Genomic DNA, 14859 nt, shown 5'->3' with positions numbered 1-14859 from the left:
GTAGGGCCTCCGCACTGTAAGATTGGAGCTTGGCTTCGATCAGATCGGCGAGGAAAGGGTTTACCTCTACGGTTGTGGGGCGAATGCCAAGGAACTGTGCAGTCAGCGCAGTGGTCCCGCTGCTGAGGACGTTCTCGGTGCCACCGGGCTACCGGCGGACGGCCGAGGTCAGGCGGCCGAAGCTTGATCCCTTTATCCCGATCATTGAGGGCTGGCTTGAGGCGGATCGCTCCATGCCGCGGAAGCAGCGGCACACCGCGAAGCGGGTGTTCGACCGGCTGCGTGACGAATGCGGGTTCACCGGCGGCTACACGATCATCAAGGACTACATTCGGGAGCGGGAACGGCGGGGCCAGGAAGTGTTCGTGCCGCTGGCGCATCCCCCGGGCCATGCGCAGGCTGACTTCGGCGAGGCGATGGTCAGGATCGGCGGTGTCGAGCAGAAGGCCCACTTCTTTGTTCTGGATCTGCCGCACAGCGACGCCTGTTACGTCCGCGCCTATCCGGCGGCTGTGGCCGAGGCCTGGGTGGACGGCCATATCCACGCCTTTGCCTTCTTTGGGGCGGTCCCCCAGTCGATTGTCTATGACAACGACCGGTGCCTGGTGGCGAAGATCCTGCCCGATGGCACCCGCAAGCGGGCCGCCCTGTTCAGCGGGTTTCTATCCCATTACCTGATCCGGGATCGCTATGGCCGCCCCGGCAAAGGCAACGACAAGGGGAATGTCGAGGGCCTGGTGGGCTATTGCCGCCGCAACTTCATGGTGCCGCTCCCCGAGTTCGCGACCTGGGAGGCGTTCAACCTCTGGCTGGAGGAGCAATGCCGCAAGCGCCAGCAGGATGTCCTGCGCGGTGAGGGCGAAACGATCGGCGAGCGGCTGCAGCGCGATCTGGCAGAGATGCGATCCTTGCCTGCTTCACCCTTTGACGCCTGCGATCAGGACACCGGCCGCGTCTCGTCGCAATCGCTCGTGCGCTACAAGACCAATGACTACTCGGTGCCGGTCGCCTTTGCCCATCAGGATGTCTGGATCCGGGCTTATGTCCATGACGTGGTGATTGGCTGTCGGGGCGAAGTCATTGCCCGCCATCCCCGGTGCTGGGATCGCGATGAACTCATCTTCAACCCGATCCACTACCTGCCGCTGCTGGAGCAGAAGCTCAACGCATTTGATCAGGCCGCGCCGTTGCAAGGTTGGGAGCTTCCCGAGGAGTTCGCAACGTTGCGCCGGCTGATGGAAGCTCGCATGAACCGGCATGGCCGACGCGAATACGTCCAGGTCCTGCGGTTGCTCGAGACCTTCGATCTGGCTGACCTGCATGCCGCGGTAAAGCAGGCGCTTCAGATGGGCGCGATCGGCTTTGACGCCGTAAAGCACCTGCTGCTTTGCCGTGTTGAACACCGTCCGCCCCGGCTGGACCTGGACTGCTATCCCTATCTGCCGCGGACGACAGTCGATAAGACCAGGCCCGGGTCCTATATGCGGCTGCTGTCGAGCGATGCAGAGGACGCGGCATGAACGACGCCCCGGAAATCCTGCTCACCCATCACCTCAAGGCCCTGAAGCTGCCAACATTCCTGCGCGAACATCAGAAGCTGGCCCGGCAATGCGCGGCCGAAGGCATGGACCATGTCCGCTACCTTGCCCGCCTCGTCGAACTGGAGCTGATTGACCGGGAGCGGCGGATGGTCGAGCGCCGCATCAAGGCCGCCAAATTCCCCGCGGTCAAAAGCCTCGACAGCTTCGACTTCAGCGCCATTCCGAAGCTCAACAAGATGCAGGTGCTGGAACTGGCCCGCTGCGAATGGATCGACCGTCGCGAGAACGTCATTGCCCTCGGCCCAAGTGGCACGGGCAAGACGCATATCGCCCTTGGCCTCGGACTGGCGGCTTGTCAGAAGGGGCTCTCCGTGGGCTTCACCACCGCCGCGAGCCTGGTCAGTGAGATGATGGAGGCCCGCGACGAGCGCCGTCTGCTTCGCTTTCAGAAGCAAATGGCCGGTTACAAGTTGCTGATCATCGACGAACTGGGCTTTGTGCCGCTGTCCAAGACCGGCGCCGAATTGTTGTTCGAGCTGATCTCGCAACGTTACGAGCGCGGCGCGACCTTGATTACCAGCAATCTGCCCTTCGATGAATGGACCGAGACCTTCGGCTCCGAGCGCCTCACCGGCGCACTGCTCGACAGGCTGACCCATCACGTCAGCATCCTCGAGATGAACGGCGAGAGTTATCGTCTCGCCAACAGCACTGCCCGAAAGCAGCAACAAAAGTCCTGAAATCAGATGGTGCTGTTTTGGCCCAAGGGGCCAATGCGCCATGGCACGCGCCAGCTATCTGGTAAGCGCGCGCGCCATGGCGCCGGTCACCGCCGCGTGGCCGGATTTTACTCCGCCGCGTGGCCGGATATTGCACCGCCGTTGACAGCGGGCATTGGTCAGCTCCATCGTCCCCAGAACACCGCTGCCGCCGGGCTTGGCGATGACCTGCATCGGCACGCCCAGTTCCTCGGCCATCTGCTCGACCACGATGCGCGAGGCGACATCGGTGGCGACGCCCGCGGGCCATGGCATGATCACCTCAATGGGCTTTTCCGGGTATTCGGCAAGGGCGGGCAGTGCAGTGCTGGTGAGAGCGGCAGCAAGGGCCACCCATCTGGCATGTTTCATGGCGCGTTCCTGTTGGCGTGTTCGGTTGCTTGTTTTCGCAGCTTCCATCTTGCCAGCAGAGCGATAATGAAAATAGAATTAAATATATATCATGATCAGATTAAGGTATCGAAGGATTGCGTCAGCTCTGCAGCGAAAGATGAAATTGCCTACCTGACCCACCCGTCACCGCCCGATTCAGCGGTCAGAGTTTCGACGAAGATGGTGTCGATTGGGTAGATTTTACGGCAGATAACTTCATTGAGGAAGGAACAGTCCCGCAAACCATCGTCGCAATGGCCTAAAGGTCGGTCATGAACGAACAATCAAGCAGTACCACTCAAGTGGAGCTGATCCTTATGGTGGGCTATGCTGAAATTTGCCTTACAAGGCGCACCGCATGTTGCAGATCTTCCAGCAGCATTAATCTTGCTGATCGTGCGTCTTTGCCGGATAGTCTGAGAATATAGCTTGGATGCCAGCTGATCAGCACAGGACCGCCGTCCATTGCCTGCTCTGTCTGTCCGCGACGATTTTGAAGTGAGCCGGATTTGCCAGTCAGGGCATATGCGGCTGTCGCGCCAAGTGCGAGCGTCAGGCGTGGGGCGACAAACCGACGCTCCAGATCAAGCCACCATCGACAATGCTGAACCTCGCCGCGATTGGGGTTCTGATGCAGACGAAGCTTTCCGCGCGGTCTGAACTTGAAATGCTTGACTGCATTCGTAAGCCAAACAGCGCCAATCTCTGCCTCTTCCATTAATTCGCGCAGCAGCGTGCCTGCGGGGCCGACGAAGGGACGACCCTGCAGGTCTTCCTGATCGCCCGGTTGTTCGCCGACAATCATCAGCGTGGCATTCGGATCGCCTTCGCCCCAGACCGTTTGTGTCGCGGCCTGACATAGATCACAGCGGGTGCAGGACATTGCCGCATCTCGCGCCTGATCCAGCGTTTCGGGCCTATTGGCCACCGGCGTGGCGGGCAGCCTGTCCAGAATGCGCGTTGCGCGCTGTGGTGGATCTGTCGGCATGGCGGCGTGCATGGCCGCGACGCGGGCATCGGCCTCGGCAAGCATCTGCGGGATCAGGCGCGTTTCGGGCAGGTTTTTCCAGTATTTGACCGGCATTTCCGATTTCATCGCGGAAATCTTGACCCGCGCCGGATTGAAGATATTGCTGAAATAAGTCGCCCACAGCGCCTCGCTGGCATCGTCGGGAAAATCGGGACGCTGCTGCGGGGCGGGGCCGAAATCAAGCGCGCCGTCGCGAAAGGTGACGGTCATTTCCGGCGTTGCGATCAGCCAGTCCATGTCTGTGAAACGTCGCGCGAAGAAGCCTGCGGCACGTTCGGTGATGAAATGTTGCGGCTCGAACCAGGCGGCAAAGCTGCGGCGCGGGCCTTCGGTCGGCAATTCCCGAAACCGAACGAAGGCGTGCATCTTGTGAATGTCGCGGCGGACCGATTTTTCCATCCGCCGCAGCCGTTGCGTCAGTGGATCGGCGGGGTTCGACAAGGCGCGTCGGTCATCCTGATGACGCAGCAGCAGCCGGTACGCAAGTGCGGGGGCCTCTGGCTCGGAATGGCACAGGACTGCGCCTATCAGGTCGATCAACGCCTTGCTTGCGGTCACGGTGTAAGCGCCGTCATTTACCGGCAGCGGATCGAAACCGAAAAGCCCGGTCTCGGTCGGTTCTCGCATCCACTCTACTTCTTCGGCGGCGATGCGGTGGCTTGCCAATAGCCGCGCTGCCTCGCGCCAAGTCGTGTTCGTCGACCGACCGGGAAGATGGACGCGATACATCAGAAAAGCGACAATTGCCGAGGCGCGGCGGCAAATCGCGCCCGCAAATTATCGCTGTCCGTCAAACCGCCTGGCGACCAGTCGGGCAGGGCGACGAAGGGCCGGACCTTCTTCATCACCGCACCGATCCGCAACAGATCGCCGTAGCGCACCGGGCCGGATCGGCGGGCGGCGATGATCCGGTCAACGGTTCGCGTTCCGAAACCGGGGACGCGCAGCAGCATCTCGCGCCCGGCGCGATTCACATCGACGGGAAAGCTGGCGCGATTGGCCAAGGCCCAGGCCAATTTGGGGTCAATGGTCAGATCAAGATTGCCATCCGTGCCGCCTGCCGTGATTTCATCCGCCTCGAACCCATAGAAGCGCATCAGCCAATCGGCCTGATATAGCCGGTGTTCACGCATCAAAGGCGGCCGGATCAGCGGCAGCGAAGCGGAACTGTCGGGGATCGGACTGAAGGCGGAATAATAGACACGCCGCAACCGATAGCCGGTATAAAGGCGCGACGCGGTACCCAGAATATCCCGGTCGGGCGTCGCATCAGCGCCGACGATCATCTGCGTGGACTGACCGGCAGGGGCGAACTTCGCCGGGCGCTTTCCGGTATGGCTGCGCTCACGGCTGGCCTCTTGCGACAGACGCACGCCCGCCATCGCGGCCCGGATCGTTTCCGGCTTCTTTTGTGGCGCAAGCTGGCGGGTGCTGCTGTCTTTCGGCAGTTCGATATTGATCGACAGGCGGTCGGCATAAAGTCCGGCTTGGTCGATCAGTTCCTTGCTGGCCTCGGGTATGGTCTTAAGATGGATATATCCCTTGAAGCCGTGATCCTGCCGCAGCATCCGGGCGATGCGCACCATGTCGGCCATGGTATCGTCCGGGCTGCGGATGATGCCGGAACTGAGAAAAAGCCCCTCGATATAGTTCCGGCGATAGAATTCCAGCGTCAGCGTGACGACCTCTTCCGGTGAGAAGCGCGCGCGTTCGACCCGACTGGAGACGCGATTGATGCAATAGGCGCAATCGTAGATACAGAAATTCGTCATCAGGATTTTTAGCAGGCTGATACAGCGCCCATCCGGCGTATAGGCGTGGCAGATGCCCGTCCCACCAGCGCTGCCGATACCGCCACTGCGTGCGTCCCGGCGTGTGGTGCCGCTGGACGCGCATGAGGCATCGTATTTCGCCGCATCGGCAAGGATGGCCAGCTTTTCCTGAATGGTTTTGCGCATGGAACAAAAATAGAACAAACGACGCAGTGGGCAAGTTGATTTATCTTTATGGCCGAGCAGGGCAGCTGAAAGGCGCTAGATCCTTCGCATTTCGGCCTGAGCAATGACGGGTCCGGTCGCAACGCCACCCGGCGCGCCTCCGGTGGGTTCGTCGGTGATGGCCAGTGTTGCGTTCGCGACAAGTATTCTCAGATCTTCCGGGATCGGCATCGCGGCCTGCCCCTGATGTGGCATGACACCCAGCGAGATGGGTGCGCGGTCGCCCTGAATCAGCCAAAGCTCGAAATCGCGACCTGCAGCGGGCGGCTGGCCTGCGACGGAGATCCGCATCTCGCCATCGGTTTCATCATAAAGCGCGGTCAGTCGAACGGTGCTGTCGGCTGATACCATATCCGAAACCCAGAGTTTCCGTTCGGTTTCAGGACCTGGCTGCCCAAGCCACAGAAGGGCAAGCAGCGCAATGGAAGCACAGACAGAACCAAGGGAAAGCCATTGCCAGAACCTGACAGAGCCTGCATGCGGGGCTGGGTCGGGGAACAGACGCCGTTCGACATCATGCCAAACCTTGGCGGGCGGGCTGACCGGCCTAACTTCGTCCGCGATCGGGTCGAAATGCGCCTGCCATCTGGCGACCTCGGCGGCAAGGGCCGGTTCGCTTAGCAGGCGGCGCTGAAACGCTTCGCGCTCGGCAAGTGGCAGGGTGCCAAGGACGTATTCGCCTGCCGTTGCCATGTCGTGGGGATCAGGTTCCGGGGCGTCATCGGTCATCTGGTCAGACACTCCCTCAGCTTGATCAGGCTGCGCCGGAGCCAGCTTCTGATGGTGTTCAAGGGCGCACCGAAGCGTTCGGCCAGTTCCAGATAGCTTTCGCCTTCAACATAGGCGAGGCGCACAGCTTCGGCGCGGGCAGGTTCAAGCTCGGTCAGACAGGCCTCGATCCGCCGTCCTTCTGACCGCATCAAGGCTTGATCCTCGGGGCCGGGACTGTCATCGGCCAGACGCTCTGCCACATCAAGATCACCGCCGCCCGGCTTTCGCCGCCGCAAGGTGTCGATGGCAAGGTTGCGCATCATGGCATTCATCCATGCCAGCGGACTTGCCACCTGCGGGGCATATCGGTCGGCATTGTGCCAGATTTTTACGAACACCTCCTGCAAGACATCTTCCGCCTCTGCCCGATCCTTCAGGATACGCAGGCCGATACCGAAAAGTTGCGGCGAGGCGCGGCGGTAAAGCTGCTGGAACGCCGCCCGGTCCCGCAACGCGACCCGTGCGAGGAGATCTGCAAGCTTTTCCGTTTCTGAGGTCATCAGCAGGTCCGGTTTCGTCCGGGTGAGGATGCAACGGGAGCAAGAGCACCGCAAGCGGGTGTCGATTTTCACGAAAGCGTGAGCGGTGCAACAAAGCCCGCTGCCGTTTCGTCCCTTCGTAATCAGACACAGGAGGATGGAATGAATGTCTTGAATTTTGCTGTGACCACCGCGTTTGCTCTGTCGGCGACGGCCGCCGTTGCTCAGGATATGCCGGCAACCGTCGCAGATATCGTGATGGCGTCCGAGGACCACACCACCCTGGAACAGGCCGTTGTCGCTGCCGAAATGGGCGAGGCTCTGATGGGCGAAGGGCCGTTTACCGTCTTTGCGCCCACCGATGCGGCCTTTGCGGCCCTGCCGGAGGGCGCGCTGGAAGAAGCGCTGATGCCTGAAAACAAGGACAAGCTGGTCCAGATCCTCGGCTGCCACGTGGTCGAGGCGAAGGCGCTGGCTGCCGATGTGGCCCAGATGATTGCCGATGATGGCGGCACCCATCCCGTCACGACCATGGGCAACTGCAGCCTGAACCTGACGCTGGACGGTAATATGGTGAAGATCAACGACAGCGTGACCGTCACGGCTGCGGACCTGCAGGCCGGCAACGGCGTGGTGCATGTTATCGACGGCGTGCTTCTGCCTGCGATGTGATCGTCGCAAGGCGTTCGACTTATCCGGGCGACAGCGATGCTGCGCCCGGATTTTACACGAGATGTCACGGGATGATGGTGAACCAACTGAAGCGCTTGCGGATCGCGATCATTGGCAGCGGAATCTCGGGTCTGGGGGCCGCATGGCTGCTTGATCCGCATCACGACATCACCTTGTTCGAGAAAGAGCCGCGTCCCGGTGGCCATGCGCGCACCGTTCGGGCGGAAGGTGTGGATGTCGATACCGGGTTTATCGTCTGCAATCGCCGAACTTATCCGCTGTTCGTGCCGCTGATGGAAAAGCTTGGTGTTCCGCTGGGGCCAAGCGACATGTCATTCTCGGTCAGCTTCGCAGGTGGGCGATACGAATACGGCACGTTTTCGACCCGCGCGATGTTCGCGCAGCCGGCCTGTCTGATGGATGTCGGGCATTGGCGGCTGATCCGCGATATCCTGCGCTTTTTTCGCCAGGCACCTGCCCATTCTGCGCATGAGGGCAGCATCGGGGATCTGATAAGCGCGTTGCGTTTGGGTGATGAGTTCCGCGACCGTTTCCTGCTGCCCATCTCGGGCGCGATCTGGTCGACGCCAACTGCCGGAATGATGCATTTCCCGGCAAGCGCCTTCGTGCGGTTTTTCGACAATCACGGGCTTTTGTCGGTTAATGGCCAGCCGGAATGGCTGACGGTGAAGGGTGGATCGCAGGTCTATGTCGACAGGATCCTTGAACGGGTTTCAGGCGATGTCCGGCTGTCCAGCCCGGTCCACGCCGTGCGGCGCGATGGCGGTGGCATCAGCATCGCCAGCCCGCGCGGGGAAGAGCGTTTCGACAGGGTCGTTTTCGCAACCCATGCGCCGCAGGCTTTGGCAATGTTGGAAGATGCCGACAGGGATGAAACCGCGATACTTGGTGCCCTGCGAACGCAGGCGAACGGGATGGTGCTGCATTCCGATCCCCGGCTGATGCCGCGACGGCGTGCGGTCTGGGCGTCGTGGAACTATGTCAGGCGGGGGGCGACCCCCGCCACGGACCAGCCGATCAGCCTGTCCTACTGGATGAACCGGCTACAGAACCTCGACACGCCCCGCCCGCTGATCGTGACACTGAACCCCGAAATCGAGCCGGATCACGTCCATGACGAGGCCAGCTTCGCCCATCCGCAATTCGACGCGGCCGCGATTACCGCGCAGGCCCGGCTGTGCGAGATACAGGGACGCGGCGGTGTTCACTATGCCGGTGCATGGACGCGTTACGGCTTTCACGAAGATGGCTTGCTGTCGGCCCTGCGCGTCGCGCAGTCGATGGGGATCGAATGGCCGCTCGGCCCCGACCCTTGGGCCACGCCGAAGCAGGTGGCTGCGTGATGGCCGACCTGTGGGATGGCGCGCTGATCGACGCTGCGATCTGGCACGCGAGGACGGGCGATGTCGCGCGGCAGTTCCGATATCGTGCGCTTTACGCGGCGCTGCCGGTCGATGCGCTGGAGGCGGCCCACCTGCCGCTGCGCCCTGACAGGCCGGGGCTCTGGCGATTGCGGCGGCAGGATTACGGTGCCCGCGACGGCAGCTCTTTGACGGATTTCATCCGGTCGCAGCTTGCGCCGGTCGGGCTGTCACATTGCCAGATAACGCTGGTCACGATGCCGTGCGGGCTGCTGCATGGATTCAACCCGGTCAGCTTCTGGCTGGCGCGGGACGATGCGGGGCTGCGCGCCGTGCTGGCCGAGGTGTCGAACACATTCGGCGAAAGCCATCTGTATCTTTGCCGCCATCCCGACAAGCGCGTGATTGCGCCGGGGGACCGGCTGTCTGGCGAAAAGCTGTTCCATGTCTCGCCCTTTCTGCCGCGCGAGGGGTACTATGTCTTTCGCTTTGATCCAGGTCCGGGGCGGTTCGGTGCATGGGTGGATTGGTTCGGCAAGGATGGCGATCTGCGGCTGCAGACCTCGATGATTGGCAAGGCGCGCGCGCTGACCGCCTCGGCCCTGCGCCGCGCCGCGTTGCGCCATGCATTTCAGCCGCTGCGCGTGACCGGGCTGATCCATTGGCAGGCGGTGAAGCTTTTGTTGCGCGGCGTCCGCTATCGCAAAAAGCCCCCACAGCTTGAGATACGCCGATCAGAGGCGACGGCGGAGAGATCGGATGTTTGAAGATCGCATCAGGTCAGAGTTCCTTCGCAGCCTGGACGGCATTCGCTTTGGCCAGTTGCGCCTTATAACGCCCGACGGCGCGACCCGCGTTTTCGCAGGCGACCAGCCGGGGCCGGATGCGGCGCTGACGATCCACGACTGGCGCATGGTGCCCGCGCTTGCGGCAAAGGGCGATATCGGCCTGACCGAGACCTATCGCGACGGCTGGTGCGATACGCCCGATCTGACGGCGCTGCTGACCTTGGGGCTGATGAACGAGGATGCGCTTGACCGCTACATCTATGGCAAGCCCCTGCAGGCTTTAGCGATGCGGCTGCTGTATCTGCTGAACCGCAATACGCGGACGGGCTCTCGGCGGAATATCGCGGCCCATTACGATCTGGGGAATGGCTTCTATGCGCTGTGGCTGGATGAAACGATGACCTATTCCTCGGCCATCTTTGCCGAGGGCGACGATCTGGCGGTAGCGCAGCGCCGGAAGTACGACCGCATCATCGAAGGGCTATCAGGCGGATCGGGTCGTCTGCTTGAGATAGGCTGCGGCTGGGGCGGCTTTGCCGAACGCGCGCTTCAGCGTGGCGATTTCGCGCCCAAGGGGCTGACGCTGTCTGCCGAACAGGCCGCCTTTGCCCGCGCCCGTCTGGGTCCGGGGGCCGAGATCGCGCTTCAGGATTACCGCGACGAAAAGGACCGCTTTGACCATATCGTGTCCATCGAGATGTTCGAGGCCGTGGGCGAGAGGTTCTGGCCCGTCTATTTCGGCAAGCTGGCCGAGGCGCTGACTCGGCAGGGCCGTGCAATGATCCAGACGATCACCGTCGCCGACCGCTATTTCGACCGCTATCGCAAGGGCGGCGACATGATCCGCAGTTTCATCTTTCCCGGCGGCATGTTGCCCTCACCCACGCGGTTCCGGGCCGAGGCCGAGCGCGCCGGGCTGCGGGTCGATGACAGTTTCGGCTTTGGCGGCGACTATGCCCGCACGCTGCGGCATTGGCTGGATCAGTTCGACGCGAAGCGGGCCGAGGTGCAGGCAATGGGCTTTGACGAGGCTTTCATCCGCGTCTGGCGCTTTTATCTGGCTGCCTGCATTGCCTCCTTCGCGGTCGGGCGCACCGATGTGATGCAATACCGGCTGGCCCATGCCTGAGACCGCCCCAAGCCGTCGCAATCTGGCGGCTTATGGCGTGCTGACCTTGCCCCTGGCCTTTGGCGGTCTGCCGCTTTACATCCATGCGCCCGACTTTTTCGCGACCGAACGGGGCGTTTCGCTGGCCGCACTTGGGCTGGCGCTGTTCTGGCTGCGGCTGTTCGATGCGGTGCTGGACCCGGTGGCGGGCTGGGCAGGCGATCGCTGGCCTTCGGCAAGGGGCCGGCTGATCGTTGCGGGCGCGGTTTTGCTGGCCTGCGGATGCACTGCGCTGTTCGCGTCGCCTGCGCTGCCCGTGCTGATCTGGTCCGCGCTGGCGATGGCTCTGGCCAGTCTTGGGCATAGTCTGATTTCGGTCAATCTGATGACGCTTGGCGGCCTGTGGCGACGAGAGCCGGGGCAGAAATCGCGGATCAGCGCCGCGCGAGAGGGCTTCGGGCTGGCCGGCCTGATCCTTGCGGGGGTGCTGCCCTCGGCCTTGCAGCCGCTGATCGGGCGGCAGACGGCGTTGCTGGCGCTGGCTGCGGTGCTGGCCGTCGCGCTGCTGATCGCGCTGCCGATCTTTCGCGGATGGCTGGCATCGGTCCGCTTGCAGATTGCCGTTCCGCCCGATGCGCGGCCGCACTGGCGCGCTCTGATGCCCTTTTATGCCGTGGCGGCGCTGGTGCTGTTGTCGGCGGCCTTTCCGGCTGCGCTGATCCTGATGCTGGTGCGCGACCTGCTGGGGGTCGAGGCTTTGGCGGGTGCCTTTCTGCTGACCTATTTCGCCGCCGCCTTGCCCGGCGCGGCTATAGCGGGTTGGTTGGCCGGTCGTATCGGTGCGGTGCCGGTCTGGTCGGGGGCGCTGATCCTGTCGATGGCCGGTTTCGCATTCGCGCTGACCCTTGGGTCGGGCGACAGCGCCGCCTTTTTCGCCATCTGCCTTGCCACCGGTGTCTGCTTCGGTGCCGATCTGGTGCTGCCGCCCGCCATCCTTTCCGACCGGATCGAGACCACATCGGCGCAATCCGCCGCGACCCGCGCCTATGCCGTGCTCGGCTTGCTGGCCAAGCTTGCATTGGCATTGGCCGTGGCGGTCGCCTTGCCGCTTCTGCAACTGGCGGGCTTTCGTCCGGCAGACGCGAATGACACCAATTCACTACAGGCGCTACTGCTTCTTTACGCCGCGCTGCCGCTGGTTCTGCGTGGGGTCGCAGTCACGGCTTTGATCCTCCTGCACAGAAAGGGCGAGATATGAGCGAACGGATCTGGATCATGGGTGCGTCGGATGGGATCGGCGCGGCACTCGCCCGTATTTGGGCGGCGCGGGGCGCGGATGTGATCCTTTCGGCGCGGTCCGCAGACAAATTGGCCGATCTGGCACAGGAACTTAGCGGGGCAGAGGTCCTGCCTTGCGACGTGACCGACCGCGACAGCCTCAATACGGTCGCGAAAGCGATCATCGAGGGCGGCAAGCTGGACCGGGCGATCACCCTGGCCGCGCTTTATGACCCCGGCAAGGTGATGGAACTGGAGGCGGATGTTGCGGCCCGGATTGTTGCCGTCAACCTTACCGGCAGCTTCAACTTTGCCCGCGCCGCCGTGCCCCTGTTGCGGCCGGGCGGGCAGCTTGCCCTGACCGGATCGGTTGCAGGCTATGTAGGCCTCCCGCAGGGCCAGATTTATTCCGCAACCAAGGCGGGTGTCATCAATCTGGCGGAAAGCCTGCGCGCCGAACTGGCCCAGAATGTCGATGTGCGCCTGATCAGTCCGGGCTTTGTCGATACGCGGCTGACCCAGAAGAACGATTTCGATATGCCCGCGCTGATGCAACCCGCCGCCGCCGCTGAGGCCATTCTCAGCGGCCTGGATAAAGGCGGATTCGAGGTGCATTTCCCGCGCCGTCTGACGCTGCCCTTGAAACTTCTACGCGCGCTGCCCTATGGGTTGGCACTGCGCCTGACCAAGAGACTTATAAGATGAAAAACCGATTTCTGCCGCACTTTACGCTGCTTTTCGCGGTGCTTTTTGCGCTGTCACCGCTGGCCAGTGACGGCTTCAACGGCTTTACACCGGACCAGTTTCCCGTGGTGCAGGATCGCTGGCCGGTGCAGCCAGCCGGATGGGCTTTTTCGATCTGGGGGCTGATCTATCTGTGGCTTATCGCAGGCAGCGCGTGGGGTCTGCGGAAGGCATCTGATAATCCTGACTGGCAAGCGATGCGCAGGCCGTTGCTGATCAGCCTGTTCGTTGGCACGTTCTGGATCGCTGCCGCGAATGCCTCGCCCATTCTGGCGACGGTGATGATCATCGTGATGGCCGTTGCTGCAATCATCTCCTTTTTGCGCGCGGGCCAGGGGCAGCCGTTCTGGCAGGTCGGTCCGGTCGGTCTTTATGCCGGTTGGCTGACAGCGGCGACGGGTGTGGCGATTGCCGTTCTGCTCAGCGGCTATGGCATCATGTCGGCGGGTCCGGCCGCGATCCTGCTGATCCTTGCCGTTCTGGCGGTCGCGCTGTGGGTGCAGTCGCGCCGCCCTGCCGCGCTCACCTATTCCATCGCTGTCGGCTGGGCGCTGATCGGCATCGTCGCCGTCAATTGGAGCGCCGAATATCGCCATGTCGCGCTGCTGGCCGCTCTGGGGATCGCGGCGCTGGCCGCACGCTATCTCTTGCGCGGGCGATGGTCGCGTGGCGGCTGAAGGGGCAGGGGCGCGGAGCTACCACTCGACGCGCGCGCCCTTCCAGTCCCAGAAGGTGCCATTATCCGCCGGTGTCAGCCTGTCGATCACGGCCAGCAAGGACATCGCGGATTCAGTCGGTTTGATCGTCGGATGGCGCGCGGCATAGTCTTGCGTCAGCGGTGTCTCGACCGTGCCGGGATGCAGGGCGACGACGATATGCTGCTTTTGCTTCTGCGCGATCTCGATCGACGCGGTGCGGATGATCTGGTTCTGCGCAGCCTTTGCCGCGCGATAGCTGATCCAGCCGCCAAGTCTGTTATCGCCGATGGATCCGACTCGCGCCGACAGCGAGGCAAAAACCGCGCGGGTATCCTCGTGCAGAAGCGGGCTGAAATAGCGCAGCATCAGCGCGACCCCGATGGCGTTCAGCCCGAATTGCGCGGCCATGGCGTCTGCGTCGATGGCGCGGATGGTCTTTTCCGGCTGATGCCCGTGGATCACCAATGCGCCGGTCGCGTTGAAGATCAACTCAAAGCGCTTATCGACCATTGCATCGGCGACCCGCGCCACGCTGGCCTGATCGGTCAGGTCCAGCCCGTCGCGCCGCGACAGCCCGGTGACTTCGGCACCGCGACGCCGCAAAGCGTCCGCGATGGCCGCGCCGATCCCGCCACTGTCACCAATGACAAGCGCCTTCATGTCAGCCAGCGTGTGACCATCACCCCGGCCCAGGCCGAGAATCCGGTCAGGAACCCGCCCCAGATCGTATCGGTCACGACCTGCTGCATCGACCAATCGCGCAGTGTCGCGTAATTGGTGAACTCATATGTGCCATAGCACATCAGCCCGATCAGCGCCCCACCTATCAGCGCTTTGCCCGGTCTTCCCTCGGCCAGTGCAGGAGCCGAGACGAAATACAGAACGCCGACAATATAGGCCGCATAGAATGCGGCCGCGGGCATCATACGGAACGGATCGGCAAGAAGATCACCGACGTGACGTTCGAAAATCGGCCGGATGATCTGCGTGATGCCGACGATGTCGATGGCCAGAAAGATGATCAGCGTCGAGGCATAGAGGATGGCAATCTGCACCGGGCATTCTCCGTATTGGGGCTTCTTGAGATATGACGCGCTTTGCGCTCTCAAAGTTGCAGGAAAGCCGGGCGATCAGCAGGCTGAAGATGATCGTGAATGCGCGGTTCGATGCTGCCGGCAACTTTGGGCGACCGAAATGAGTTATTCGGACTGCATCACCTG

The 14859-nt window shown here is 62.5% G+C and carries 15 protein-coding genes and 1 pseudogene; 9 read left to right on the top strand and 7 right to left on the bottom strand.

Features of this window, described 5'->3' with window-relative positions:
- Window positions 1-128: 128 nt before the first annotated feature.
- Both istA and istB read left to right on the top strand, forming a co-directional pair.
- A pseudogene (gene istA, locus KNW02_RS06100) lies at window positions 129-1520 on the top strand (IS21 family transposase); the annotation flags it as partial.
- Entirely contained in the window at window positions 1517-2281 is a 765-nt protein-coding gene (gene istB / locus KNW02_RS06095) for an IS21-like element ISPve1 family helper ATPase IstB (RefSeq protein ID WP_114669629.1), read from the top strand. The pseudogene istA and the gene istB, both read left to right, overlap by 4 nt.
- Window positions 2282-2335: 54 nt before the next feature.
- Here istB and KNW02_RS06090 read toward each other — a convergent pair whose 3' ends face one another.
- The 5 genes from KNW02_RS06090 to KNW02_RS06070 all read right to left on the bottom strand — a co-directional run bounded on the left by KNW02_RS06090 (window position 2336) and on the right by KNW02_RS06070 (window position 7062).
- The gene (locus KNW02_RS06090; RefSeq protein WP_216032385.1) at window positions 2336-2671 is read right to left on the bottom strand and encodes a hypothetical protein; all 336 of its coding nucleotides are present in this window, start codon (window positions 2669-2671) and stop codon (window positions 2336-2338) included.
- 346 nt (window positions 2672-3017) lie between these two features.
- A complete protein-coding gene (locus KNW02_RS06085) occupies window positions 3018-4451 on the bottom strand; it encodes a UdgX family uracil-DNA binding protein (protein WP_216032384.1) in 1434 nt (477 codons plus the stop codon).
- On the bottom strand, window positions 4451-5680 hold the full coding sequence (locus KNW02_RS06080; RefSeq protein ID WP_216032383.1) for a putative DNA modification/repair radical SAM protein: 1230 nt from the start codon (window positions 5678-5680) through the stop codon (window positions 4451-4453). Before KNW02_RS06080 ends, KNW02_RS06085 begins: the two co-directional genes overlap by 1 nt.
- Before the next feature lie 75 nt (window positions 5681-5755).
- Window positions 5756-6448 carry an anti-sigma factor gene (locus tag KNW02_RS06075; RefSeq protein ID WP_216032382.1) on the bottom strand — a complete coding sequence of 231 codons (693 nt, stop codon included), beginning with the start codon at window positions 6446-6448 and terminating at the stop codon, window positions 5756-5758.
- The gene (locus KNW02_RS06070) at window positions 6445-7062 is read right to left on the bottom strand and encodes a sigma-70 family RNA polymerase sigma factor (RefSeq protein WP_348524686.1); all 618 of its coding nucleotides are present in this window, start codon (window positions 7060-7062) and stop codon (window positions 6445-6447) included. Before KNW02_RS06070 ends, KNW02_RS06075 begins: the two co-directional genes overlap by 4 nt.
- 69 nt (window positions 7063-7131) lie before the next feature.
- On the opposite strand from KNW02_RS06070, the gene KNW02_RS06065 reads away from it, so the two are divergent.
- The 7 genes from KNW02_RS06065 to KNW02_RS06035 all read left to right on the top strand — a co-directional run bounded on the left by KNW02_RS06065 (window position 7132) and on the right by KNW02_RS06035 (window position 13618).
- Window positions 7132-7641, top strand: a complete 510-nt coding sequence (locus KNW02_RS06065; protein WP_216032381.1) for a fasciclin domain-containing protein — start codon at window positions 7132-7134, stop codon at window positions 7639-7641.
- A gap of 71 nt (window positions 7642-7712) precedes the next feature.
- The gene (locus KNW02_RS06060) at window positions 7713-9005 is read left to right on the top strand and encodes an NAD(P)/FAD-dependent oxidoreductase (RefSeq protein WP_216032380.1); all 1293 of its coding nucleotides are present in this window, start codon (window positions 7713-7715) and stop codon (window positions 9003-9005) included.
- Entirely contained in the window at window positions 9005-9790 is a 786-nt protein-coding gene (locus KNW02_RS06055; protein ID WP_216032379.1) for a DUF1365 domain-containing protein, read from the top strand. Before KNW02_RS06060 ends, KNW02_RS06055 begins: the two co-directional genes overlap by 1 nt.
- Complete coding sequence (locus tag KNW02_RS06050; RefSeq protein ID WP_216032378.1) at window positions 9783-10940, top strand: SAM-dependent methyltransferase; 1158 nt, start codon at window positions 9783-9785, stop codon at window positions 10938-10940. Before KNW02_RS06055 ends, KNW02_RS06050 begins: the two co-directional genes overlap by 8 nt.
- Entirely contained in the window at window positions 10933-12177 is a 1245-nt protein-coding gene (locus tag KNW02_RS06045; RefSeq protein WP_216032377.1) for an MFS transporter, read from the top strand. Before KNW02_RS06050 ends, KNW02_RS06045 begins: the two co-directional genes overlap by 8 nt.
- Window positions 12174-12902, top strand: a complete 729-nt coding sequence (locus KNW02_RS06040) for an SDR family NAD(P)-dependent oxidoreductase (protein ID WP_216032376.1) — start codon at window positions 12174-12176, stop codon at window positions 12900-12902. The genes KNW02_RS06045 and KNW02_RS06040 overlap by 4 nt, the downstream gene beginning before the upstream one ends.
- A complete protein-coding gene (locus KNW02_RS06035; RefSeq protein WP_216032375.1) occupies window positions 12899-13618 on the top strand; it encodes a tryptophan-rich sensory protein in 720 nt (239 codons plus the stop codon). Before KNW02_RS06040 ends, KNW02_RS06035 begins: the two co-directional genes overlap by 4 nt.
- A gap of 18 nt (window positions 13619-13636) precedes the next feature.
- Here KNW02_RS06035 and KNW02_RS06030 read toward each other — a convergent pair whose 3' ends face one another.
- The gene (locus KNW02_RS06030; RefSeq protein WP_216032374.1) at window positions 13637-14299 is read right to left on the bottom strand and encodes an SDR family NAD(P)-dependent oxidoreductase; all 663 of its coding nucleotides are present in this window, start codon (window positions 14297-14299) and stop codon (window positions 13637-13639) included.
- Complete coding sequence (locus KNW02_RS06025; protein WP_216032373.1) at window positions 14296-14694, bottom strand: DUF2177 family protein; 399 nt, start codon at window positions 14692-14694, stop codon at window positions 14296-14298. Before KNW02_RS06025 ends, KNW02_RS06030 begins: the two co-directional genes overlap by 4 nt.
- Window positions 14695-14859 lie beyond the last annotated feature (165 nt).

The organism is Paracoccus marinaquae, from assembly GCF_018860165.1.
Lineage (GTDB): Bacteria > Pseudomonadota > Alphaproteobacteria > Rhodobacterales > Rhodobacteraceae > Paracoccus > Paracoccus marinaquae.
Note: the sequence above shows the minus strand (reverse complement) of the source record. Positions and strands in the feature narration are given on the sequence as shown.

What these genes read in the sequence shown, in the direction of transcription:
- KNW02_RS06050 (WP_216032378.1), top strand. Translation starts at nt 9,783, where the DNA reads ATGTTTGAAGATCGCATCAGGTCAGAGTTCCTTCGCAGCCTGGACGGC.
- KNW02_RS06065 (WP_216032381.1), top strand. Translation starts at nt 7,132, where the DNA reads ATGAATGTCTTGAATTTTGCTGTGACCACCGCGTTTGCTCTGTCGGCG.
- KNW02_RS06035 (WP_216032375.1), top strand. Translation starts at nt 12,899, where the DNA reads ATGAAAAACCGATTTCTGCCGCACTTTACGCTGCTTTTCGCGGTGCTT.
- KNW02_RS06090 (WP_216032385.1), bottom strand. Translation starts at nt 2,671, where the DNA reads ATGAAACATGCCAGATGGGTGGCCCTTGCTGCCGCTCTCACCAGCACT.
- KNW02_RS06085 (WP_216032384.1), bottom strand. Translation starts at nt 4,451, where the DNA reads ATGTATCGCGTCCATCTTCCCGGTCGGTCGACGAACACGACTTGGCGC.
- KNW02_RS06055 (WP_216032379.1), top strand. Translation starts at nt 9,005, where the DNA reads ATGGCCGACCTGTGGGATGGCGCGCTGATCGACGCTGCGATCTGGCAC.
- KNW02_RS06045 (WP_216032377.1), top strand. Translation starts at nt 10,933, where the DNA reads ATGCCTGAGACCGCCCCAAGCCGTCGCAATCTGGCGGCTTATGGCGTG.
- istB (WP_114669629.1), top strand. Translation starts at nt 1,517, where the DNA reads ATGAACGACGCCCCGGAAATCCTGCTCACCCATCACCTCAAGGCCCTG.
- KNW02_RS06040 (WP_216032376.1), top strand. Translation starts at nt 12,174, where the DNA reads ATGAGCGAACGGATCTGGATCATGGGTGCGTCGGATGGGATCGGCGCG.
- KNW02_RS06030 (WP_216032374.1), bottom strand. Translation starts at nt 14,299, where the DNA reads ATGAAGGCGCTTGTCATTGGTGACAGTGGCGGGATCGGCGCGGCCATC.
- KNW02_RS06060 (WP_216032380.1), top strand. Translation starts at nt 7,713, where the DNA reads ATGATGGTGAACCAACTGAAGCGCTTGCGGATCGCGATCATTGGCAGC.
- KNW02_RS06080 (WP_216032383.1), bottom strand. Translation starts at nt 5,680, where the DNA reads ATGCGCAAAACCATTCAGGAAAAGCTGGCCATCCTTGCCGATGCGGCG.
- KNW02_RS06075 (WP_216032382.1), bottom strand. Translation starts at nt 6,448, where the DNA reads ATGACCGATGACGCCCCGGAACCTGATCCCCACGACATGGCAACGGCA.